Here is a 20,169-nt window from a genome sequence, read left to right on the forward strand (position 1 = left end):
CACGGATGCACCCGGAAGGCAGGTATACGTTTCCCCTGCATTAGTCATTCTCCGTAGATGAGCTGGGATTTGTACCAGATTCCCAGCGACGGGAGATAGCGTACTCAAGATACCCCTGCGTTCGCTCACGCGCCTCCTCTGAGACAGCGCCGACAGCGAGACTGACCACGATGAACAGGATCGTGTTAATGATGAGCCCGTAGAAGCCACTTACGAACCCTGGGAAACTACTAGGAAGGGCCACAATCCCAAATTCAAGCAACGAGGTCACGAGCACGCCGCCCGTAAATCCGCTGAGAGCACCCGCACGTGATGACCCGGGCCAATAGAGCGCACCAACGAGAATGGGAAAGAGCTGTGCCGCACCATAGAAGGTGACCGCTGTAAGCAGAATAATGAACTCAAATTGTTGAATTGCAATGATATAGGAGATGACGCCGAGAATCGGGACAAGTATCTGTGCGAAGCGCGTGACTTTTCGTTCATCCACCTCTTCTCCGACAAGCGGTTGGTACCAATCACGGGTAATGAGCGCAGACACGGCATGCAGTTGTGAGTCGGCGGTACTCATTGCAGCAGCGACAGCCCCGGCGACGACAATTGAGGCAAACCAGGCCGGGGTGAAGCGGTACAAAACAGCAGGAATTGCAGAGTCCGCTTGTTGCAGGTTGGGAAATGCTTCTACTGCACCTAAGCCGAGAAAGGCTGTTGGCACATAAAAGAGGATCAAGTATGCGGTTCCGAATGCAGCGACCCATTTGAGAACACGGGGTGACCGGGCAGAGATGAATCTGAGAAAAATGTGTGGCGTCATCATTACCCCAATTCCAGTCATGATCGCAAACGAGACGTAAAACTCGGGCGTAATAGCACCAGCTGGACCGGGGAGAGAAACATATGCAGCAAATTCTCTCGTGATTTCAGCCCAAAAGGCCTGTGGACCTCGATACGCTGAAAACACAAAGTACCACCCTGCGATCCACATCGCACCAAACATAAACACGCCCTGGACAGCGTCCGTCCACGCAACTGCGCGTAGCCCGCCAAGCCAGACATAGATCACACCGGCCAATAGAAACACAGCTGCACCGAGTTCAAAACTCACCACTCCCTGGGTGGCCGTTTCAAAGATAATGCCACTGCCGATCATCTGGGTCGCGATGTAGGGGAAGGTGAAGAGAATCAACGTGAGACTCACCAGTTTTCCTAAGAGCGGTGATTCATAGAAGTCTTCAAGCAAATCTGAGGGAGTGATGTACCCATACTTCTTTCCCAGCAACCAGACACGCGATCCAACAAGCCAGAGGATGATTCCCGAAATAGCAAGATAGAACGTCGAAGCGCTGAAAATTCCGATTCCGTTCCCATAGACGAACCCCCCGATTCCGAGGAAGGCAAACGCAGAATGGTATGAGGCAGCGAACGTGAACAGAAGAACGACAATGCCGAGTCCGCGACCGGCAGCCATCCAATCATCGACGTTCAGCTTACCGACTTGCCATCCACGATAGCCGATTGCGAGGATGATGACAAGATACACACCGATGGTGGCGAGTGCAACCGTCGCTTGGAACGAAACCATTAGCTTCCACCACCAGTAGGCGCTTCTTCACTGGTCTCTGGACGGGCAGTCTCGACGCCTTCAGCTTCCCGAAGTTCGGGCGGAACCTGATCTTCTGTGAGCGCGAAGGCATCTTGCCATGCAGCCCAAATCAAGACGAGAGAGACAAGGAGTCCCCAAGCAACTGTCCACAGATATAGAACGTTGATGCCGAGTACTGTCGTGGGCGAATCAACCATCGTGATGACAGGAGGGTTCATCGCAATTGTAAAAATAACGAGGAAGCCGACCGTGATCTTACCCTGAGTGGTCTTTGGTAACATGGAACGCTATGAAGCACCATCTTGCTTAAATCTTCTTGTCTATCCGGCAAGGCGCGAGAGTATCGCGTCCTCTACTCGGGAACTGTGACCGCGAACGTGATGCCACTGGCCTCTCCGTCCCCATCTTGGGGTAGAGCGTGAGAACACCGGGAATGAAATCGGCGGGACAACTTCCGGGTGGGTCCGGTAGGCAGGTCGCAGCAACCACGCCGACCTGTCGTCCACCCGGATGCAGGAAGCCGGGCCGCGTCCATGCATGGGGGTGCAGGGTACACTGTCGGTGCGGGAACACCCCGCCCTCACTTCACCGATCCTTACAGAAATTCGAGAAGAAAGCCCACGACTTTAGTCGTGGGAGAAGTCACCGATCCTTACTTCCCCAACCAAATGCAAGCCAACCACCGTCAGCGTGGAGCACCTCGCCAGTCATATAGTGATCGCCTGCCGCGATGAAGGTCGCACAGTTGGCCATTTCTTCAAGCGTGCCAAACCGTCCAAGTGGCGTCCGATTATGGATATCTTCGTCCTCATACCCGTATCGTGGCCAGGAGACGTCACGATCAGTCCTGTGGTCATCTCGTTCTTCGCGGGTCTGCTCGTCAAGTGCAGTTTTGATAAAGCCTGGTGCTAGCGCATTGACATGAATGTCGTGTTCAGCTAGCTCGATCGCGAGACAGCGGGTGAGGTTGTTTACTCCGCCTTTTGAAGCGTTGTACGGTGCACGTCCTTGTACTCCGATGCTACCGAAGATGCTAGAAATATTGAGAATTTGACCACCCCTGCCCTGCTTAATCATTTGTTCGCCAGCGACCTGACAGCCGAAGAAGACGCCTGTGAGATTGACGTTGATGACTTGCCGCCACTGTTCTTCGGTCATCTCCATTGCTGAAGCGATGTGGCTGATACCTGCATTGTTCACCATGATATCAAGTTGGCCAAATTCCGTTACTGTCTCCTCAACAAGTCGTTCAACGTCGCTCTTGGAGCTGACATCAGCCTCGACCGGAAGGGCCGTTCCCCCTACCTCTTCGATCGCTGCAGCTGCCTTCTCAGCACGTGACACAGATCGGGAGTTCGTAACAACGTTTGCACCTTCCGCAGCAAACTGTTCCGCAATGCTTCGGCCGATACCACCACTAGATCCTGTAACAATCGCCGTCTGATCTTTTAGGTTCCCGGACATATGCCTTGAGTAGACATAGCACGACTTAACTTTACTGTTAGACCGATTGAGCGGCGATTCAATCAAGAACAATGAGATAGTCACCGCAGCCGAAATCTCTATCAGGCTACCTCAAAAGACTTACCGTGAGAATGTCTAACAGAGAAACTGGGCTGGAATTGTCCGAACGAAGTCGCAACCTCCTCTCGCCGTACGGTGAGTATGAAATTGGTATTGAAGACGGGTATGATGTCAACGTGGGGGAAATCGTGACTGATTTCCGGGAAGCAGACACCGCAGATGTAGGTATTGTCGGAATTCCGTTTGACACTGCGTGTGTCGCTGGTGCACGCGGATCACGATACGGACCCAATGGTGTCCGAGAAAAATTAACTCACGGGACATGTTATAATCCTGAACTAGATATAGACATTAGCGAGGGGCTCGATATCGTCGATTTTGGGGATGTCAAGGTCACACACACTGATGTGCTTGAGACCCACGATCGTGTCGAAACCGTCCTTACGGATCTCAGTAAAAAAGGGATTTTTCCCGTTAGCGTCGGGGGTGACCACTCGCTTAGCTACCCGACAGTGAAGGCACTCATGAACGCAACCGATGGACAGGTCGGTGTTATTAACGTTGATGCACACCACGACGTCCGTCATTCCCATGGGGACGAACTCTCCTCGGGGACCCCCTTTCGGCGTCTACTGGAGGACGAGTCTGGACAGCTTAATCACGAAAATTTCGTCGAACTCGGGCTTTCTGGGTGGCACAATTCACAGTATTATGTCAACTGGTTGGTTGAAAATGGCAGTGAAATCATCACCGCCCGTGAAATCCATCGCAGCGGGGTGGACCCTGCGGTCGAACGGGCGCTCGATGCAGCGACGGATGGAACAGAAGCAGTATTTCTCTCAGTCGACATCGACGTCTTGGACAGCGGTACAGCGCCAGGTACCTGCGCGCCAAGCCCAGGCGGGTTGTTGAACTATCAACTGCTGGAATTGGTCTATCAGCTCGGTCGACATCCACTCGTGAAAGGAGCAGACCTTATGGAAGTCGCACCGCCGCTCGACACAAACGATATAACTTCGATGATCGGTGCGGCGGTCCTAACGCAGTTCCTCGGAGCACGCAAGGCCATCCAAGGGTAACGCCGGGCAAGCCTGGTGGATTAGCTAGCAGCGGTAGATATTTCTTACCACCTCTATAACTCCTTGTCTATGCATGATATTTGTGAACTGATGGCAGAGTCAGGGCATAAAGAACTCAAGGCATTCAGAGACGACAATACCGGGTTAAAGGGATTCGTCGGCATTCACGATACAACACTCGGGCCTGCAGCCGGCGGAACGAGGAGGTTTTCCTTTGAATCCGAAGAGGAAGCGATCATTGACGTACTTCGTCTTTCTTGGGCAATGACCTACAAGTACGCTATCTCCGGGATTAACATGGGAGGTGCCAAAGCTGTGATCTGGATCGATGATAACGAGCACTGCTCTGAAGAGTTATACCGCTCGTATGGAAGAATCGTAGATAGTTTCAACGGGCGATTCGTTACTGGCGGTGATATCGGGACAGGCGATCGAGAACTTCGCTGGATCAACATGGAGACGGACTACGTCATCGGCCTCCCTGAGCAATTTGATCATCCGCCGAACTACCATGGCGGCGGTCTCGGGGTAATCCGGGCGATGGAAGCGTGCTGCGAACTTGTCTACGGTGAAAGCGATCTCTCGGGGGTTCACGTTGCTATTCAGGGCATTGGCGAGATGGGCTACAGCATGCTTCATTATCTGAATGAGCGTAAGGCAGATGTGACTATCGCCGATCCAAATAATGAGGCCGTCGATAGAGCTGAGGATGAGTATGGCGTCAGATCGGTCGATCCAGATCGGATTTTTGACGTCGACTGTGATGTATTCGCCCCGTCAGCACTCGGATTCGTGATCAACGATGACACGATTCCCCGGCTCAATTGTGACATCGTTTGTGGTGCAGCGAATAATCAACTGGATGATGAGGAAAAACACGGAAGCATGCTACACGAAGCAGGAATCCTCTATGCTCCTGACTATCTCGCTAACTCTGGCCGTACAATCGATGATACCGATCTGCTCCGAAAGGGCGGGTACAATTTCGATCGGGCGACGGCGATGATAGACGGAATTTACGACCGAATGCTGACGATCGGTAAGCAATCGAGACAAAAAGACCGTCCAACATATGAACTAGCTAATGAGATGGCAGAACACCGAATTGAGGCGATTGGAAATATGCGAGACAACGTTCAGACGATCAGGACGCCGCAGTGGTGACGCCAGGTCGGAGAACGAGGTGACAGTAGTTTGGATCCTTCAGGTAGCCTTCTTTGGAGTCAGTGTATTCTCGCACGAATATGTTATCTGTTAGCAGTACACTTTATATCGGTCGTGGGCTTGTAAGCTAGATGCATTCATGAGTGCTCGAGAGAAGCAGTGGGACGAGTATTATAGACTTCTCGATGAAAACGGAAGGCCGCTAGAGGGAGTAACGATTCCCTCCCTTACTGACGACGAATTTGTCGAAATGTATTATCGGATGCGCCAAGTTCGGCGGTTCGATGAGCGTGGGATAAGCCTCCAGCGGCAGGGTCGGATGGGAACATTTTCAACTGTGAGAGGACACGAAGGAGCGCTCATTGGGAGCGAGTTCGCCCTTAACGACGACGACTGGATCGTTCCATACTACCGAGATCACGCCGCGACTATTTCACACGGCATCGATATGTCTAATATTCTAATGTATTATATGGGGAATGAGCAGGGGAACAAAGTCGCCCCAGATGTGAACATCTTCCCTATTTGTATCACAATCGGTGGCCATGTGCCTCATGCAACAGGGTTGTCGTGGGCTTCAAAGTTGAAAGGCGAGAGTAAGGTGTTCCTCTGTTACTTTGGCGACGGGGCAACAAGCGAAGGTGATTTTCATGAGGGACTGAATTTTGCCGGCGTCTTCGACACACCGACCATTTTCTTTTGCCTGAACAACCAATGGGCAATTTCGACCCCCCTAGAGAAACAGACGGCGAGTCAGACGATTGCTCAGAAGGCCACCGCCTACGGCTTCGAGGGGGTACGAGTTGATGGAACAGATCCGCTCGCGGTCTATGAGGTCACTCGAAACGCTGTTGAACGGGCCAGGAACGCCGATACCGATGACCGACGACCGACGCTCGTCGAAGCTCTCCTCTACCGTATTGCCGCTCACAATACGTCGGATGACCCCACAGTTTATCGGGACGAAGAAGAGGTCGAGCAATGGAAAAAACTCGACCCGATCTCACGCTTTGAAACGTTTCTCCGAGACACCGGTCGACTTAATGATGAGATTGTCAATGCTATTGAAACCAATATCGAAGACCAAGTCGAAACTGCTGTCGAAATTGCCGAATCAATTGAACCGACACCTGAGGAGATTTTTGACTATGTCTTTGAGTCCCAACCAAACGCGCTCTCCAAACAACAGAGCAACCTCATGAAACTTCACGACGAGTATGGAGATGATCTAATTAACGATATTTAGATCGTGGATTATTTGATAAAATATCATATCTAAGAATAGGGAGTCAAGACAGTCACGGTATACCAAAACGGTAACTAGTATATCAGATAGTATATAAGTACTTCCCGAAAAGCATAATTATGGTGATTGTGAAGAGTCAACTCATAACAGGGCAGTACCATGGTACAAGGACTTGGAACGATGGATATGATCGGCCTCTTCGCACCGTTCACCATCTACATAATTGGACTCGTAGTATACTACGTCTGGGAAGGAAAGCGCGAGCGTAGGCTCCGCGATCAGTATTACACTCGAGAAAGCCGTGAATCAGAAGCAGAGTCATGAGTATGGACCCCCAGATCAGTCTTCAAACAGGTGGAATCGCCGGTGGGGCCGGAGTGTGGATTCTCGTAACGGTTGTCATCTATCTTCTCATCTTGATTGGACTCGGTATCTATGCCTCGAAACTGATGGAGAACGTCGGAGACTTCGTCATTGGCGGCCGCCGTGTCGGCCCAGTCGTCACTGGCTTCTCCGAGCGAGCTTCCGAAATGAGCGGCTGGCTCACCCTCGGCGTTCCGGCCGATGCATATGGTGTCGGGATCATGGGTGCGCTCAACGCCCTTGGAAGTATCCCAGCAGATCTCCTTTCGTGGGCAGGAATCGCAAAACGCCTCCGTAAGTACACAGAAATTGTTAAGTCAGTAACACTCCCAACGTTCTTTGAAAACCGCCTAGAAGACGATTCAGGACAAGTGAAGCTGATTTCGTCGATCGTCTTAATCATCTTTGAGGGTGGTTATGTGGGGGCTCAGATCCTCGCTGCAGGAGTGCTCCTACAGGTATTACTCGGCGTCAACGACCTCGTCGGCGTCCTTGTCGGTGGTGCAATTGTCCTTGGATACACGATGCTTGGAGGATACTTTGCGGTCGCTTGGAGTGACTTCTTCCAAGGCGGCATCATACTAATCGCGTTCGCAATCCTGCCGGTTGCCGCCTTCGCCACCTACGGCTCACCATTCCCAGAACTCGCCGCCGCTGATTCGAGCTTTACAAGCATCACAGCGGGAACCACCGGCGTTGCAGCGCTGTTCGGGATCATAAGCTACGCCGCAATCGGACTCGGGTGGCCTGGTAACCCACACATAATGGTCCGGTTCATGGGGATCGATCGCGTCCAAAACATTCGGAAGGCAGCTGTTGTTGCCCAAGTATTCATGTTCATCTCCTACTTCGGGGCGGTGTTCGTTGGGCTCTACGCCATTGCTGTATTCGGCCAAGATGCGATCAGTAACCCCGACAACGTGATGCCACAGCTTACCCTTGAGTTGTTACCGGGACCAATCGCAGGTATTGTACTCGCAGCAGCGCTCGCAGCGATGATGTCAAGCGCTGACTCTCAGCTGCTCGTTGCCTCGAGTGCGGTCGTCGAAGACGTCTATAATGGCCTTCTGGACGTCGATCCAACGGATGAACAGCTCGTACGGTATTCACGGATTGCGACGATCGCTATTGGGGTGGCGAGCGTTGGTCTTGCGATCGCTGCTCGTGGAACACCGGTCTATACCGCAGTTCTAGACTATGCGTGGGGCGGTCTTGGGGCCGCGTTGGGGCCACTGCTAATCTCGACGCTCTGGTGGCGGGGGCTGACCCGTCAAGGTGCAGTGGCGAGCATGGTCACTGGGGCCGTAACGATGATTGTTTGGACACAATGGTCGCAGATCCTTGGCGGGGCGATGCCCGCAGAGGGAACCCTTATGTACCACTTCCTAACGGTCTACGGATTGTTCCCAGCTTTCATTCTTTCTGCGTCAGTACTGATTATCGTCTCAAAGCTGACTGAGCCTCCGAAGAACGTCGACGAGCACTTCGCGATCTTCGAAAAACCACTGTCGAGAGTTATCTCAGAGGGCGACACGACAACACCAATGACGGACGGAGGGGCCGATCTCGCTCCGAAGAGTGTTACTGAATGCGACAATATCCGCGCGCACGTTGAAGCAAGCGGGTATTGGAATACGGAGAATCAAAATGTCGACTGAGCTGGCAGCTGAGAAGGACGGAGTAATCGCCGACAGGGATACCGCACAGCGGAGCGTTGTTGCAACAACCCGTGACCGTGTCGAACTATCGGTCATTCCTCCCTCTCTCGAACGCGACGCGGTAGAGGCGGAAGGCCGCGTCGGCGTGGTTGCATACCCCTATCGTGTCTATGATGCTCGCGCGGTGATCGACCGACCGATCGTTCCGGATCGCGAACTAAATTATATCGTCAGCATTGACCGTTCCCGTCGCCTTGCCGTCCGCGCCGACGTCTTTCCAAGTGTCGAGCAGCGCACATTGGAAGACGTTCTTGTGCTGCCATCAGAGCTTTCACCCGGGGTATGTGACAAACGAGCGCGGAAGGCAGTTTTTCGATGGACCCTTCGAAAGTACTCTATTAATGCGCCGCCAGAAATCTCGTTCGAGCAGACCGCAGACCTCTACAAGCTCTTCTGGTTGGTGACGCGTGGAGACAGTGATGTCATTATCGACAGTGTCCAAGGCGATGAGGAACCATTCCAAGATTAGTATTCAGGTGTGAGTTATTTGAGACACTAGATTCTAATCTTTTTCATAGAGTAGGGAGTGTTGTTTGGAGACTCACCCCACTATATCGGCTTTGTTGAAATTCTATTGTCCAACCACTAGTGAGAGTGAACGGCATATGTCGGTTACACGGTATTTACTGATGCCAATACGAATCTTACCGCGACTCAGTTCGAACATCTCCGAGAACTTTAGTGCACTCTTCGTAGAACTCTTCCCGCTTTAGCAACACGAATCCAAACATGATAAGACAAAACCCAGAAACCGTGGCTATTGTAATTTGATCGCCGAACAGGAACCAACTAAAGATAGTCCCGAACATCGCGGTTCCATACGTGACAAGGTTCAGTTCGACAGACCCGAGCCGGGGTAGCAGATCGAAGTAAATCAAATAGCCGATTGCGCTCACGAACACGCCGAGGTAAATGAGCGCAAGAACTCCCTGAGTAGAGATCTGAACGTGCTGGATTGATTCATTTGCACTCACGTAACTGGCGACGTGAGTGAATATCGCCCCCACCAACATCGCCCACGCAGTCCGTGGAGAAAACGGCATCTCAGCGTTCGCCCATTGGGTCAACACACCACCAAGTGCGAATGAAGCTGCAGCCAATACCAACGTCAACTGACCAAGCGTATCCGTTGTTAGCAAGTTCGACGGGTCAGGCCGTGTAATGACCACTAACCCGACAAACCCCAGGATAACGCCGAGTAGCTCGGTTATGCCGAAGTCTTCCTCAGGGAGTAACGCCTTGGCAAACCCAATTGTTAATAGCGGAATCAACCCAGCGAGAACTGCTGCTATTGCACTGGGAACTGTTCGTTGTCCGATATTTAAAAGCACGCTGTATCCTGCAAGTGTGAGGACACCTCCTGAGAACACCGCAAGCCAATCACGACCGCTGCGTGGTAGCCAGTAGGTGAACGAATTAGCGGCATATAGGAGCAACAACACCGCAGCAAGGTCGAGTCTGAACGCTGCGTAGAGGATCGGTGGGAAGTCTTCGAGCCCAACCTTGACCGCAGGATACGTACCACCCCATACGCCAGCCAAGACGATGAATAAGAAAGCGTTGCGATACCGATGGCCGAAAACCGGAGTGCTCATTGGCTTCTCTCTTGTTGTTCAGTCTCTACCATAGCACCTACTTTTCGTCGCTCGAATATAGAATATTCTTGGAATTTTTCAAGGATGGTGAAACATTTTCATGGGCGACCACTCGAGGTACGATCCCTTATAATAAGGCGCGGCGTTGTTTCCGTATGGAACAGTCGCTTGATGAGATTGAGTACCTCCCTCGGTCGGATAACTGAGTTCATGTACTCAAACTGCTTACGCGAGAGCCACACAATCGCCGCGAATTGCAGGCAAAGACTGGGACTTCACAGGCGACACTCGGTCGAATTCTAGAGAATTTTGAGAGTCGACGATGGGTGATGAAGTATAACGCCTCCTACGAAGCAACGGCTTTCGGTTCATGGGTTACAGAGATTCGAGAAGAAAGCCCACGACTTCAGTCGTGGGATGAATCCGACAACACGGACGTAATCCATCCTCAATAGCACGGCCTATGGTTGATGGAGTCGCAACATCTAATAGTGAACAGTATCTATCTAAAACCATGCCACGCGGGTATAGCCGAGAACGAACGTCGGTACACAACCTCCACTACCACTTCATCTGGTGTCCGAAGTACCGCAAATCGGTGCTGACAGACGAGGTTGCTAAACGCCTCGAACAACTCATCGAGGAGAAGGCTGACGAACTCGGTCTTGAAATACTCCGACTGGCAATCCAGCCCGACCACGTACACTTGTTCATCACGAGCAATCCGAAACTCTCTCCGAACAAAATCATCCAACAGGTCAAGGGCTACACCTCGCGGAACCTCCGTGATGAGTTTGACTTCGGCCTCCCGTCGCTATGGACACGTTCGTACTTCGTCTCCAGTGCAGGCGAGGTTCCGAGTCAGACCATCGAGGAATACATCGAAGCACAGACTGGACAATAAGATGCAACGCGAAGTCACCACGACGGTGCGGGTCAAACTCCACTCGCTCACCGAGCGGAAAGCCCGACTTGTCGAACGTGAATATAACGCGTTCCAAGACGCCGTTCACGGTGACGACGATGCAAACCTCTACTCCGCTACAAAACAACAAGCGGGGAAAGTCCGGTCAAACAAAAACCCACGCGAGGATACCAAGCAACCTGTCGTCCTCCGCAATGACTGCATCACTATCGAACACGATGAGGACACCGTTCTCTCGTCGTGGTGGTTCAAACTCCCCATCTACAACCCTGAGCTGGAACGGGGGGACAGTATTTGGGTTCCCGCCCACGTCCCTAAGAAGGACACGCACCTCCTCGATGACGAGTACATCCGCGACTCGGAACTCGTCCACCGAGACGGTGAGTGGTACGTTCACCTCGTCTGCAAGCGGTCTGTGGCCGTCGCAGACGAGTACGATGACGTTCTCGCAGTCGATATGGGAGCGAAGTGGATAGCCGTCAGTATGTTCCTCTCCGGCCGAGACACGCAGTTTCACGGTGCGGAAGTCCGTCGAGTCCGGGAACACTACAAGCAACTCCGCAAATCCATTGGGAAGGCAAAAATCCGACAGGGCGCACAGGTCATCGAGCGTCTCGGTGACAAGGAGTCTCGGACGGTTGAACACGAGTTGCATCAAGTGGCGAACGAACTCGTCGCCCGCGCCCGTGAACGTAATGCCGTCATCGTGTTCGGTGATATGACTGGGTTGCGCTTCGTCAACGACAAAGGAAGGTACGTTAACGACAAGACCCACAAGATACCATACGCGAAAATGGCGAACATCCTCACGTACAAGTCGCACCTGGACGAACGGGAGTGCATCCCTGTGGAGGAGTTCGATACGTCTGTGACGTGTTGGCGGTGTGGGTCACAGAACACGAACCGTGAAGTGCAGGGACGGTTGGAGTGTGACGATTGTGGCTTGGAGGACAACGCAGACAAGAATGGTGCGTCAAACATCGGAAAACGAGCCGTTGGTAAGAACATTCAGAGTCCGCTATCGACGGTGGGGGCTGTTGTGGCTCAGCCCGAAACGCAGGTCGTACTCAAGGGAACTAACGGCGAGATGGAATCTGCGAACCCCCCAGACGACGTGGGCCTAACCCTCAGTGAGGGAAGCCCACGACTTTAGTCGTGGGAGAAGTCACCCCAACTGGGCAGTTCACCGCCGCGACGTGGCCGGTTGGAACGCCCGGCCATTCCTGGCAGGTTGTTGCATCGAACGGCAACTTCGCGAAGAAAGGCGCCGTCTATGCCGCGAAGGTTCTTGCTGGGGCAGCACACGACCTTATAATCGACCCCGAGACACTCGAGGCGGCCAGAGCCGAGTTCGAGGAAATAACCGACGGCAAATCCTACGAGACACCGCTGCCCGAAGACGCGGAGCCTCCGTTCAATCTGACTGCCGGTGACTAGTCTTCCCGACCAGCGGTTCACCGCGAATCTCGTGCAGAAAGAGGTTCGGCGGGCGGTCGAAGCTGTCAAGAGCAGTGTAGTGAGGCTGAAACGCGGTGAACGAACGTCGCGACCCTACTTTTCCGCCGAGAGCGCGGTCTACGACAAACGAAGCGCGACGTTCTACCGCGACCGTGTGTCCCTCTCGACCGTCAACGGGCGTGTCGAGTGCGACTTTGAACTTCCGGCAGATAGTCCGACGCCCTACGAGCGATACGTCCTCTCGGGGACTACGAGTTCCGGGCGAGTACACTGCACTACGACAAGGCGACCGACGAGTTCTATTTCCACATCACGACCCGGAAGTACGACAGTGACGAATCCGAGGTTTCGGAAGATACTGAGCACCAAACAGTCCTCGGTATCGACCTCGGCGTCAACAGCCCCGCGGTCGCTTCGACCGGCACGTTCTGGCAAGGCGACGAGTACGACCACTGGTGCCGTGAGTTCGAGAAACGGCGAGGTGAGATGCACCAGCGCGGGACGCAAGCCGCGCACAGCGCGCTCCTTCGCCTCGGCAAGCGCGAAGAGGCGTGGCGAAAGCAGTACATCCATACCGTCGCCAACGAGCAGGGCTGCTCGTGGCCGACGGTTGGAGCGTATCTCGAGCCTCCGGCGACGGCGCCGCAACTAAGCGCATCGTATACCTCGCCGACCAACTTGGCATCGACCTGCCAACCCGAGAGGCACTCGTCGAATCGTTCACGAGCGGCTACTCCCTCCTCGACCCCACGCGTCCCGAGATGGTGCCGACAAACAGTGTATATCGTCTCCAGTGGACACCCTCCCGCGCGTGAAGACGCGGGTATGCGCTCGAAACTTCTATCAACGTCGAACCGGAGACACTCGGGCCGACGGAGTCCTGAACGGGTCACCCAGTCGACGTGCCTTCACCCTCCGGCGGTGAGGACAGTTCTTTCCCAGCGACGAGCTACCCGGTTGTGCCGACATCAACGGCGTTACGTTCGGGCTCCTCGAACTCGAGCGCTTCTGCAACAGCCGCTGGAAGCTCCGGGCGTGGTGCCGATTCATGGCGTTCGATTTTCTCGGTTTTACGAGTGTTTTCGTAGAGGGCGCGGGCGACTGGGAGCCCGCGCAGATACTTGTAGTCGTGGAGGACCTCGACGCCCCGCTTGGTGAAGCCGTAGAATTGCGATGGGAGATTCCGTTTCTCTCGACTCGGTTCGTGCGTGTACTGTGTGAGGACCCCGGCTTCGCTAAGTGTCTCAAGTTGGTCTTTGATTGCAGCCTGACTCTTTCCAGTCATGTACTCGAGTTCGGCGAGCGACATGAGGTGGGCAGGGTGGCCGAGGAGCTCCTGGATGATAAGATGGCGCGTATCCTGAGAAAGCAGCTTGAACAGTCGCTGCTGCTCCGCAAATGGCCCCGCATCGGCCGCTCCGGTGTGGGTTTCGCTCATACGTGGCGTTACGGGGGGTGACGCTATAACAGTTAGGGTCATCCAAGTTGGTTAATATAGAAAATACCAAAGTGGTTCAGAAGGACTAAGGTAGCGTAGTTTGAATCGGTCGCTAATGAGCGATCCGCGTCCACCGCCAGATGCCGCGGACATTATGACGGTGGTTCACGAGGCTGTCGGGGGCATCGAACTCGAACCAGCAGAGAAGCGGGAAATCTGGCGCTTCACTCAGTGTGAGCTGCCGTATCTCTGGAGTCAGCGGACGTCGTACTTCATCCTTGGCAGCTATCGTGATCCCTACATCCGTCGTCTCCGCGCCGTGCAGAACGAGCTCACGAAGCAGCTCGGCGCCTACCCGTTCATTATGGGTGATCTCCTCGAACTTCCGACTGAACGGCTCAATACGTTCGATATCATGTTCTCCTTGTTAGCGACGTACAGCGACTACATTGTCGGCGTCTTCGAGAAAGAAAGCGGTGGTGAAGCGTCGGAACTGGGTGAGATCGATGACCGACCCTATTTCGACAAATCATACGTGTTCCCACGCGACTACTCGTGGATTACTGACGCGAATCTTGAGTCGAAACACCACGTCATCCAGGCCGCCCTTGAAATTGCGTTCACGGACGATTTGACGGAGGATGAGGCTCACTCGAAGATCGAATCACTCGTTGACCGCGCACAGGATACTGGCATCAACATCGCCGAACACGAGGTCTGGGATGTTATTGACGACCGGGCGGACGAGGAGGAGGGACTAGCGACCTACAGTTGGGTCCAGCTCAACAAGTTCCGCAAATTCGAATTACACGGTCGGTGCTTTCCATGGACAACGGAGGAGGAACTCCGGGCTGAAGTTGCTGACCTCCCGTCGCCGACACCACGCCCGAAGTGGGAAGCGAGTGACGAGCCATGAACAGCCAAACCGCGAGACTACCAAGTAAGCTACCCACGACTACAGTCATGGGCTTTCCCCCGAAGGTTTCGGCGCACGACTCGGTCACTCATGGGCGCGGTTCACGGCGCAGGACGGGCACACGGAGGGATTCCTGCGTGGGTTTCCGTCCCGTGGTCTACGTCCGAAGCCGACACACCCGGCTTTAATTCCCGGTGTTCTCACGCTCTACCCCAAGATGGGGACGGGAGTCGAACCCGTTCGCGGTCACAGTCCCCGAGTTCAGGGCCTGCCTACGGAGGCCCCTCCTCGGAGTCCGTTTTGGCCACCGAGGAGTGCCAGAGATACACCGGTAGGGGGCCTAAGCCTTCCGATTCCGGCGTTTGCGACCAAAGACGGGCGATTCCTCCCACGACTACAGTCGTGGGCTTCCTCGCCCTGCAATCATGTGAACTACCCCGACCTCCTCCGGCGCGACGCGCCTTCGGTGCGGTCGGGGCTACCTGTGTCTGCGACAGGACGTGCACCCGTCGCACGGACGGGCGTAGCGGTCCCAGTCTCCGCAGGCGTTTCCCTCGCTGGGCGGGTCGGAGTGACCCACTCCTCCCGATTCGACACTCGGTCACACCACCCGATGCACGCTTCTTGTCGTCGTTCGAAAGGCGCGTCGTGGGGGCACAAGTGGGCGTTCCGAACACTCTACGAATACGTCGAGTACAAAGCCGAATCGGTCGGAATCTCGGTGAAGCAAGTCGGATCGGCGTACACGTCGAAGCGGTGTTCCGAGTGTGGATTCACGGCAGACGAGAATCACCCGTCGCGTAATGACTTCCGGTGCGTAAAGTGTGGGTCGGGAGCGAACGCGGATTACAATGCGGCGAAGAACATCGGTATGCGGTACGTCCGTCGAGGCCAACGGTCGTCTCGGCGGACGGGCGACTGTCAGCTCGCCCTAAAGTCTGGAACGTTGAAGCCGAAGAGCGGATTCACCGCTCATCCTGACGGGTTCGAGGCCGAGTTCACGGACAAGCCCACCCTAAGCGCCGAAGGCGCTTTGAGGGTGGGGTAGTTGACAGCTAAAAGCTGGTTGATCGGTTACAGGTATTTTCACCTGGCATTTTGAAATTGAGCCAGCTTATCGCCTCTATACCAGATCCGCCCTTCTGGATGAGTACGTTCCAGCCACCCACTTTCTTCAAGCTGGCGGAGTACAAGCCGGAGAGTACTATCTGATGGTATCTCATCACTTATTTCAAGTCGTTCTTTTAACTCAGGGAGTCGAAATTCACCAGTATCGTTTGCAAGCAGAATTGCTGTCGTTGCAACCTCTGTTGCTCGATGCTCACTCATTAGACGTACGTACGAAATATAAAAAAATAAATCCCACCCAAGATATCACGACATAATCCAGGCATGATGAGAATAGATGTTCATATGTGATAGGTATCCAAAATAAGTGCGGCTATGGCCTTTTGATACAAATTTGTAGTGCATACCCGCGTCTTCAGGCGCGGGTCGAACGGTAGGCACAACAACCGCCGTCGGGTGCCGGGCGGGATATCCCACGGTGGTCCGTTTAGGCGTCTGTACGTCCGGTTTGTGTGTGGTACTCCAGCGAAGAGAGTCATGCCAGAGAGCACACGCATGCCGATGACTCGGCTGGAGACGGGGCCTGAGTGACCGGGCCATAGCCCTATCATGGGAGTCAAACCGAGAGGTTCCCCCGGTGTCTCGCGAGAGCTTCGCTCTCACGGACTCGTCGGAAGAGACAGTCTTCCGAGATGTCGCCGGTTCCTGTTAGAGTGCGGGTTGAACCCTCGAAGGCCACTGGCCGCTATCCTATGGTGGGATGCCACGCCCTCACAGGCGTAGAGAAGGTCACAAAATGTGGAGGTATTTCAAGTGGGCACTTGTTTCTCTATCTGGTCTTAAAACCGTTTCTTTGTCGTACACGCGGTCGATATTGAGAGGAAGAACCCGATTGAGTCGTCGCGCACAGGAATTCCCGTCATTAGCAAGGCTACCAGATTGCAAAGCTAAAATACTGAATATTTTATATATCTATCGTCCCATTCTTCTTGATAGTTCCTTTCGTAAGGCGACTGAGGGGGGCTATGAGGGTGTATGCGGGAGTCTCAATGTAAATCAATGATGTGGCCCCCACATTCGTGAATCGAAGTTCGAGTTCGTATAATCCATCCTTTGTAACTGCTGTTGCTTCTCGTTGGCCGGAAGAATCGTGTCGCGCCCACACGGTATTGCCTGCAAATCTCGGTGGAACAATCCCTTGAATTATGCTAGGATTAGGATTCGTGGTGACATCTGTTCCTTCCACTGGATATCCTGAATCCATCCACGCCCAAAATCCCTCATCGAGGGCAAATACTTGCTGAAAGCGTTGGTCGATGAGTGTGGCGGCCCTGAGCGAGGAAAGGTGATGTGGACAACCACAATAGGTGACAATTTTCGCCGAGCGGGCCCATCTCACTACGGGGTCATTTCGAGGTTGGCCATCGGGAGCAGGGCTCAATACTGCACCTTTGATGTGTGATCGTTGGTATTCGAGGTAGCTTCGTGCATCGACAAAATGTGCTGAATTGCTGCGGTACCATTTGATCGCCGTCGAGAGCGGAACGAGTGGAACGTTAGTTCCATCCACTTGGATAGTGGCACTCTCCTCCATTTCCGAGGAAGTGTTATTCGGTACTGTGGATTGGTTATTAGGAGGTCGCATTGCACATCCCGAAAGAATGGTTATTCCTCCGAATGTGGTAAGAAATGTACGGCGGTTCATCGGTGGTTATTTTCTATAATGAGTAAAAAAACTGTGGGATATCTAACGTTTTCTCCATGAGTCTTTCTCGCTAAGCTAACACCGTCACACAGACCTAGATCTATATTCATATAATATTGTTCAATAAACTACTCCGCCCTGCTCGGCCTTGCGGCCTCGCTGAGGACGGGGGTAGTTTGCTCTCGCCGCAACTCACGGAGTGCAATGATGACGTACAGGACGCCCACGAGACGAGTGCCGGGATAGACCCATTGCTTCCATTCGCAGTTCGCCGCGTCAACGTAGGCTAGCTCAGCCCCGTAATCGACGTAGGTACGCGGGTGCAGCAGCGCGAGGAGTCCAATGACCCCGAGGAATTTCTTGAACGTCGAGTAAGAGGTGTCGCTACGCCACATAAGAACGAGGAACAGAAGCCCCTCAAATCGCGCGCCGGGCACGACCCACGGCTGTAGTTCGCAGTCCGCGGGGTTATCGAGAGCAAGCCGCTCAGCGATCTCGATGAGTCTTTCTGGTGAAAGCGTTTCGACGATGGCGACCATGGTGAGGGCCTTGCGAAGCATCTCACCTGCCTCTTTGTTATCGGACAGTGAAGAATCTCTCCTAGGACCTTCAATACACTTTTCTCGCGCCCATTCTCATAATCTCATAATAGACGTTATGGTTTCCCATGAGAACGAAGTGGTCGTCGGGTTTGACACCGCCGTACCCATTCCTCGTGTACGACGCTGCCGAGGAAAAACTACGTTTCTAGGCCGTTTATGATCGATCACCGAATTGAACTGAACAGGGGAGATATCGTGAAAAAGACATTTTTCGGTGGATTATTCGTCGCTCTCGGTCTTGTGAGTATAGCCGTGGCGGGTGAACGCTGTCTCCCCTCCCTACTCGCTCGCTCCGCTCGCTCGTTGAGGAAGGGGCCTTAGCGCCTCAATTCAGGTAAACATCGCTTCGACACCACCGTTCACGCACATATTCACGAACTCCTATCGGATACAGAGCAAGGAACTGGTCAGCAGTACACTCGAGAAGAGGTCGCAGACTTTCCTGCCCCTGTCAGAGCGTACTTCGAGGTGGTCCTCTCTGACGGACAACCCGTCGTACAGAACGCTCAGCTTCACCAACACGGTGAATTCCGTCTCGGCGGAGTCGACGCCCCGTGGCGGCCTCTTACCGCAACTCAGCACTTCACAGCTCGACCACCGGGATTTGTTTGGGACGCGACGATCGACATCCTCCCGCTCGTCCCAGCGCGCGTGATTGACCTCTACAAGCGGGGAGAGGGAATCTTGCACGCGCGGCTACTTGGCATCGTCCCCGTTGCGAGTGTAGGGCCGAACCGGAAGATGAACGAAGGTGAACTCGTTCGATATCTCGCTGAAGCCGTGTGGTTTCCGACGGCACTCCTTCCCTCCACGGAGTCGAATGGGAGGAAATTGACGGCCGTTCGGCAAGAGCAACACTCGAACACGCGGGCGTGACGGAGTCGGTCGTCTTCCGTTTCGACGATGAACACAGGATTACGCGCGTCACTACCGAACGCTACCGACAGGAGGACAACACCCACGTATCTTGGACCGGATACTTCTGCGGATACGAGGAGCGGCACGGTATCCTGATCCCGACCGAGGCAGCGGTCGAGTGGAATTCACCCGACGGTGATCTTCCGTACTGGCGTGCGACGATCGAGGAAATCACGTATCGAACAACATAATCGGCCGACGGAGATTGACTGGGTCTGGTGAGAACGGATTGGACAGGCCGCCGGCCTTGTCGTTTCGGCTCGATTAACGCATAAGTTACGTATTCACATAAGTGCAGGATGAGGAAGCCCACGACTGTAGTCGTGGGTAGCTTACTTCCGCATGGCCAGTTGAATAGGCAGTGGTACGAGACATTCTATCCTGAATTTGATATGTTTTTTGACTCACTAGTTTAATACCATGCGTAGCGTACCCACTACTGATGACAATCAATTGGAAAGCAGTGGTATACGGGTTCATTGTGGCCCTCGCTATCGGGTTACTCAGTGGAGCAACGCTCCCTGGCACAGATATGACACTCCCGATCATCGGATGGGGTCTGGCGGGGATCCTCGCTGGATTCGTCGCGGGCTATGTCGCGGGAGGTCCCATGAGTGACGGTGCGATTCACGGTGGCCTTGCAACTATCGTCGGTGCACTTGTCATCCTCCTGGCGGTGACCTTCACCGGTGTCCTGTTCGCAGGCCTCGTTCCAGCGGTCGGAATATTCACACTGGGACTGCTGCTCCTCGTGGTATACGCCATTCCCGGTGCGATCGGCGGTGCGATTGGATCGTGGGAAAAGGAACGGCGAGCAATGCGTCGGACCGCCCGGCCGGCTGCCTGA

General features: G+C 54.0%; 20 protein-coding genes and 4 pseudogenes. 16 read left to right on the plus strand and 8 right to left on the minus strand.

Annotation, left to right across the window (positions count from 1 at the left end; all coding sequences use genetic code 11):
* Positions 1 to 40: 40 nt before the first annotated feature.
* From C3L37_RS17815 to C3L37_RS17825, 3 genes are all read right to left on the minus strand, one after another.
* Positions 41 to 1,582, minus strand: coding sequence for a sodium:solute symporter family protein (locus C3L37_RS17815; RefSeq protein ID WP_129115939.1), 1,542 nt, complete (start codon positions 1,580 to 1,582; stop codon positions 41 to 43).
* The gene (locus tag C3L37_RS17820) at positions 1,582 to 1,884 is read right to left on the minus strand and encodes a hypothetical protein (RefSeq protein ID WP_129115940.1); all 303 of its coding nucleotides are present in this window, start codon (positions 1,882 to 1,884) and stop codon (positions 1,582 to 1,584) included. Before C3L37_RS17820 ends, C3L37_RS17815 begins: the two co-directional genes overlap by 1 nt.
* A gap of 361 nt (positions 1,885 to 2,245) precedes the next feature.
* Positions 2,246 to 3,067 (minus strand): SDR family NAD(P)-dependent oxidoreductase, encoded by an 822-nt coding sequence (locus tag C3L37_RS17825; RefSeq protein WP_129115941.1) that lies wholly within the window; start codon positions 3,065 to 3,067, stop codon positions 2,246 to 2,248.
* A 131-nt stretch (positions 3,068 to 3,198) separates the two neighbouring features.
* On the opposite strand from C3L37_RS17825, the gene C3L37_RS17830 reads away from it, so the two are divergent.
* The 5 genes from C3L37_RS17830 (at position 3,199) to C3L37_RS17850 (ending at position 9,166) form a co-directional block, all read left to right on the plus strand.
* A complete protein-coding gene (locus C3L37_RS17830) occupies positions 3,199 to 4,206 on the plus strand; it encodes an agmatinase family protein (protein WP_129115942.1) in 1,008 nt (335 codons plus the stop codon).
* Between the two features lie 90 nt (positions 4,207 to 4,296).
* Positions 4,297 to 5,370: a Leu/Phe/Val dehydrogenase gene (locus C3L37_RS17835; protein WP_164974797.1), complete on the plus strand. Its 1,074-nt coding sequence runs from the start codon at positions 4,297 to 4,299 to the stop codon at positions 5,368 to 5,370.
* Between the two features lie 139 nt (positions 5,371 to 5,509).
* Entirely contained in the window at positions 5,510 to 6,616 is a 1,107-nt protein-coding gene (gene pdhA / locus C3L37_RS17840) for a pyruvate dehydrogenase (acetyl-transferring) E1 component subunit alpha (protein ID WP_129115944.1), read from the plus strand.
* A gap of 326 nt (positions 6,617 to 6,942) precedes the next feature.
* Positions 6,943 to 8,637, plus strand: a complete 1,695-nt coding sequence (locus tag C3L37_RS17845) for a sodium/proline symporter (RefSeq protein WP_129115945.1) — start codon at positions 6,943 to 6,945, stop codon at positions 8,635 to 8,637.
* Positions 8,627 to 9,166 carry a hypothetical protein gene (locus C3L37_RS17850; RefSeq protein ID WP_228546326.1) on the plus strand — a complete coding sequence of 180 codons (540 nt, stop codon included), beginning with the start codon at positions 8,627 to 8,629 and terminating at the stop codon, positions 9,164 to 9,166. Before C3L37_RS17845 ends, C3L37_RS17850 begins: the two co-directional genes overlap by 11 nt.
* Before the next feature lie 175 nt (positions 9,167 to 9,341).
* On the opposite strand, the gene C3L37_RS17855 is transcribed toward C3L37_RS17850, so the two are convergent.
* Entirely contained in the window at positions 9,342 to 10,292 is a 951-nt protein-coding gene (locus C3L37_RS17855; protein WP_129115946.1) for a DMT family transporter, read from the minus strand.
* A 218-nt stretch (positions 10,293 to 10,510) separates the two neighbouring features.
* Between C3L37_RS17855 and C3L37_RS26015 the strand changes: the two are divergent.
* The 6 genes and pseudogenes from C3L37_RS26015 to C3L37_RS25825 all read left to right on the plus strand — a co-directional run.
* Positions 10,511 to 10,747, plus strand: a pseudogene (locus C3L37_RS26015) (hypothetical protein); the annotation flags it as partial.
* 59 nt (positions 10,748 to 10,806) lie between these two features.
* Positions 10,807 to 11,196, plus strand: a complete 390-nt coding sequence (gene tnpA, locus C3L37_RS17860; RefSeq protein ID WP_129115947.1) for an IS200/IS605 family transposase — start codon at positions 10,807 to 10,809, stop codon at positions 11,194 to 11,196.
* A gap of 1 nt (position 11,197) precedes the next feature.
* Positions 11,198 to 12,370 carry an RNA-guided endonuclease InsQ/TnpB family protein gene (locus C3L37_RS17865; protein WP_129115948.1) on the plus strand — a complete coding sequence of 391 codons (1,173 nt, stop codon included), beginning with the start codon at positions 11,198 to 11,200 and terminating at the stop codon, positions 12,368 to 12,370.
* Positions 12,371 to 12,372: 2 nt separating this feature from the next.
* Positions 12,373 to 12,654 (plus strand): hypothetical protein, encoded by a 282-nt coding sequence (locus C3L37_RS17870; protein ID WP_129115949.1) that lies wholly within the window; start codon positions 12,373 to 12,375, stop codon positions 12,652 to 12,654.
* Between the two features lie 19 nt (positions 12,655 to 12,673).
* Positions 12,674 to 13,263: pseudogene (locus tag C3L37_RS25020) on the plus strand (RNA-guided endonuclease TnpB family protein); the annotation flags it as partial.
* Positions 13,255 to 13,559, plus strand: a pseudogene (locus C3L37_RS25825) (hypothetical protein); the annotation flags it as partial. The pseudogenes C3L37_RS25020 and C3L37_RS25825, both read left to right, overlap by 9 nt.
* Positions 13,560 to 13,624: 65 nt before the next feature.
* Here the strand turns inward: C3L37_RS25825 and C3L37_RS17880 are convergent.
* Positions 13,625 to 14,113, minus strand: a complete 489-nt coding sequence (locus C3L37_RS17880) for an ArsR family transcriptional regulator (RefSeq protein WP_129115950.1) — start codon at positions 14,111 to 14,113, stop codon at positions 13,625 to 13,627.
* Positions 14,114 to 14,228: 115 nt separating this feature from the next.
* Here C3L37_RS17880 and C3L37_RS17885 point away from each other — a divergent pair, with 115 nt between their 5' ends.
* Complete coding sequence (locus C3L37_RS17885) at positions 14,229 to 15,029, plus strand: hypothetical protein (RefSeq protein WP_129115951.1); 801 nt, start codon at positions 14,229 to 14,231, stop codon at positions 15,027 to 15,029.
* Positions 15,030 to 15,657: 628 nt separating this feature from the next.
* A pseudogene (locus tag C3L37_RS17890) lies at positions 15,658 to 16,077 on the plus strand (zinc ribbon domain-containing protein); the annotation flags it as partial.
* 38 nt (positions 16,078 to 16,115) lie between these two features.
* On the opposite strand, the gene C3L37_RS17895 reads toward C3L37_RS17890, so the two are convergent.
* The 3 genes from C3L37_RS17895 to C3L37_RS17905 all read right to left on the minus strand — a co-directional run bounded on the left by C3L37_RS17895 (position 16,116) and on the right by C3L37_RS17905 (position 18,362).
* Complete coding sequence (locus tag C3L37_RS17895) at positions 16,116 to 16,358, minus strand: hypothetical protein (protein WP_129115952.1); 243 nt, start codon at positions 16,356 to 16,358, stop codon at positions 16,116 to 16,118.
* A gap of 703 nt (positions 16,359 to 17,061) precedes the next feature.
* Complete coding sequence (locus C3L37_RS25830; protein WP_129115953.1) at positions 17,062 to 17,802, minus strand: rhodanese-like domain-containing protein; 741 nt, start codon at positions 17,800 to 17,802, stop codon at positions 17,062 to 17,064.
* A 128-nt stretch (positions 17,803 to 17,930) separates the two neighbouring features.
* On the minus strand, positions 17,931 to 18,362 hold the full coding sequence (locus C3L37_RS17905) for a hypothetical protein (RefSeq protein WP_129115954.1): 432 nt from the start codon (positions 18,360 to 18,362) through the stop codon (positions 17,931 to 17,933).
* A 510-nt stretch (positions 18,363 to 18,872) separates the two neighbouring features.
* On the opposite strand from C3L37_RS17905, the gene C3L37_RS25835 reads away from it, so the two are divergent.
* The 3 genes from C3L37_RS25835 (at position 18,873) to C3L37_RS17915 (ending at position 20,169) form a co-directional block, all read left to right on the plus strand.
* On the plus strand, positions 18,873 to 19,280 hold the full coding sequence (locus C3L37_RS25835) for a DUF6920 family protein (protein ID WP_394345805.1): 408 nt from the start codon (positions 18,873 to 18,875) through the stop codon (positions 19,278 to 19,280).
* Complete coding sequence (locus C3L37_RS17910; RefSeq protein WP_129115955.1) at positions 19,187 to 19,513, plus strand: DUF6920 family protein; 327 nt, start codon at positions 19,187 to 19,189, stop codon at positions 19,511 to 19,513. Before C3L37_RS25835 ends, C3L37_RS17910 begins: the two co-directional genes overlap by 94 nt.
* A gap of 251 nt (positions 19,514 to 19,764) precedes the next feature.
* A complete protein-coding gene (locus tag C3L37_RS17915; RefSeq protein WP_129115956.1) occupies positions 19,765 to 20,169 on the plus strand; it encodes a DUF5518 domain-containing protein in 405 nt (134 codons plus the stop codon).

This window comes from Halegenticoccus tardaugens, assembly GCF_004116405.1.
In the GTDB taxonomy this organism is placed as follows: domain Archaea; phylum Halobacteriota; class Halobacteria; order Halobacteriales; family Haloferacaceae; genus Halegenticoccus; species Halegenticoccus tardaugens.

Coding starts and splice junctions, on each gene's coding strand:
- C3L37_RS17815 (WP_129115939.1), bottom strand. CDS start 1,582: ATGGTTTCGTTCCAAGCGACGGTTGCACTCGCCACCATCGGTGTGTAT.
- C3L37_RS17820 (WP_129115940.1), bottom strand. CDS start 1,884: ATGTTACCAAAGACCACTCAGGGTAAGATCACGGTCGGCTTCCTCGTT.
- C3L37_RS17825 (WP_129115941.1), bottom strand. CDS start 3,067: ATGTCCGGGAACCTAAAAGATCAGACGGCGATTGTTACAGGATCTAGT.
- C3L37_RS17830 (WP_129115942.1), top strand. CDS start 3,199: ATGTCTAACAGAGAAACTGGGCTGGAATTGTCCGAACGAAGTCGCAAC.
- C3L37_RS17835 (WP_164974797.1), top strand. CDS start 4,297: ATGGCAGAGTCAGGGCATAAAGAACTCAAGGCATTCAGAGACGACAAT.
- pdhA (WP_129115944.1), top strand. CDS start 5,510: ATGAGTGCTCGAGAGAAGCAGTGGGACGAGTATTATAGACTTCTCGAT.
- C3L37_RS17845 (WP_129115945.1), top strand. CDS start 6,943: ATGGACCCCCAGATCAGTCTTCAAACAGGTGGAATCGCCGGTGGGGCC.
- C3L37_RS17850 (WP_228546326.1), top strand. CDS start 8,627: ATGTCGACTGAGCTGGCAGCTGAGAAGGACGGAGTAATCGCCGACAGG.
- C3L37_RS17855 (WP_129115946.1), bottom strand. CDS start 10,292: ATGAGCACTCCGGTTTTCGGCCATCGGTATCGCAACGCTTTCTTATTC.
- tnpA (WP_129115947.1), top strand. CDS start 10,807: ATGCCACGCGGGTATAGCCGAGAACGAACGTCGGTACACAACCTCCAC.
- C3L37_RS17865 (WP_129115948.1), top strand. CDS start 11,198: ATGCAACGCGAAGTCACCACGACGGTGCGGGTCAAACTCCACTCGCTC.
- C3L37_RS17880 (WP_129115950.1), bottom strand. CDS start 14,113: ATGAGCGAAACCCACACCGGAGCGGCCGATGCGGGGCCATTTGCGGAG.
- C3L37_RS17885 (WP_129115951.1), top strand. CDS start 14,229: ATGAGCGATCCGCGTCCACCGCCAGATGCCGCGGACATTATGACGGTG.
- C3L37_RS17895 (WP_129115952.1), bottom strand. CDS start 16,358: ATGAGTGAGCATCGAGCAACAGAGGTTGCAACGACAGCAATTCTGCTT.
- C3L37_RS25830 (WP_129115953.1), bottom strand. CDS start 17,802: ATGAACCGCCGTACATTTCTTACCACATTCGGAGGAATAACCATTCTT.
- C3L37_RS17905 (WP_129115954.1), bottom strand. CDS start 18,362: ATGCTTCGCAAGGCCCTCACCATGGTCGCCATCGTCGAAACGCTTTCA.
- C3L37_RS17915 (WP_129115956.1), top strand. CDS start 19,765: ATGACAATCAATTGGAAAGCAGTGGTATACGGGTTCATTGTGGCCCTC.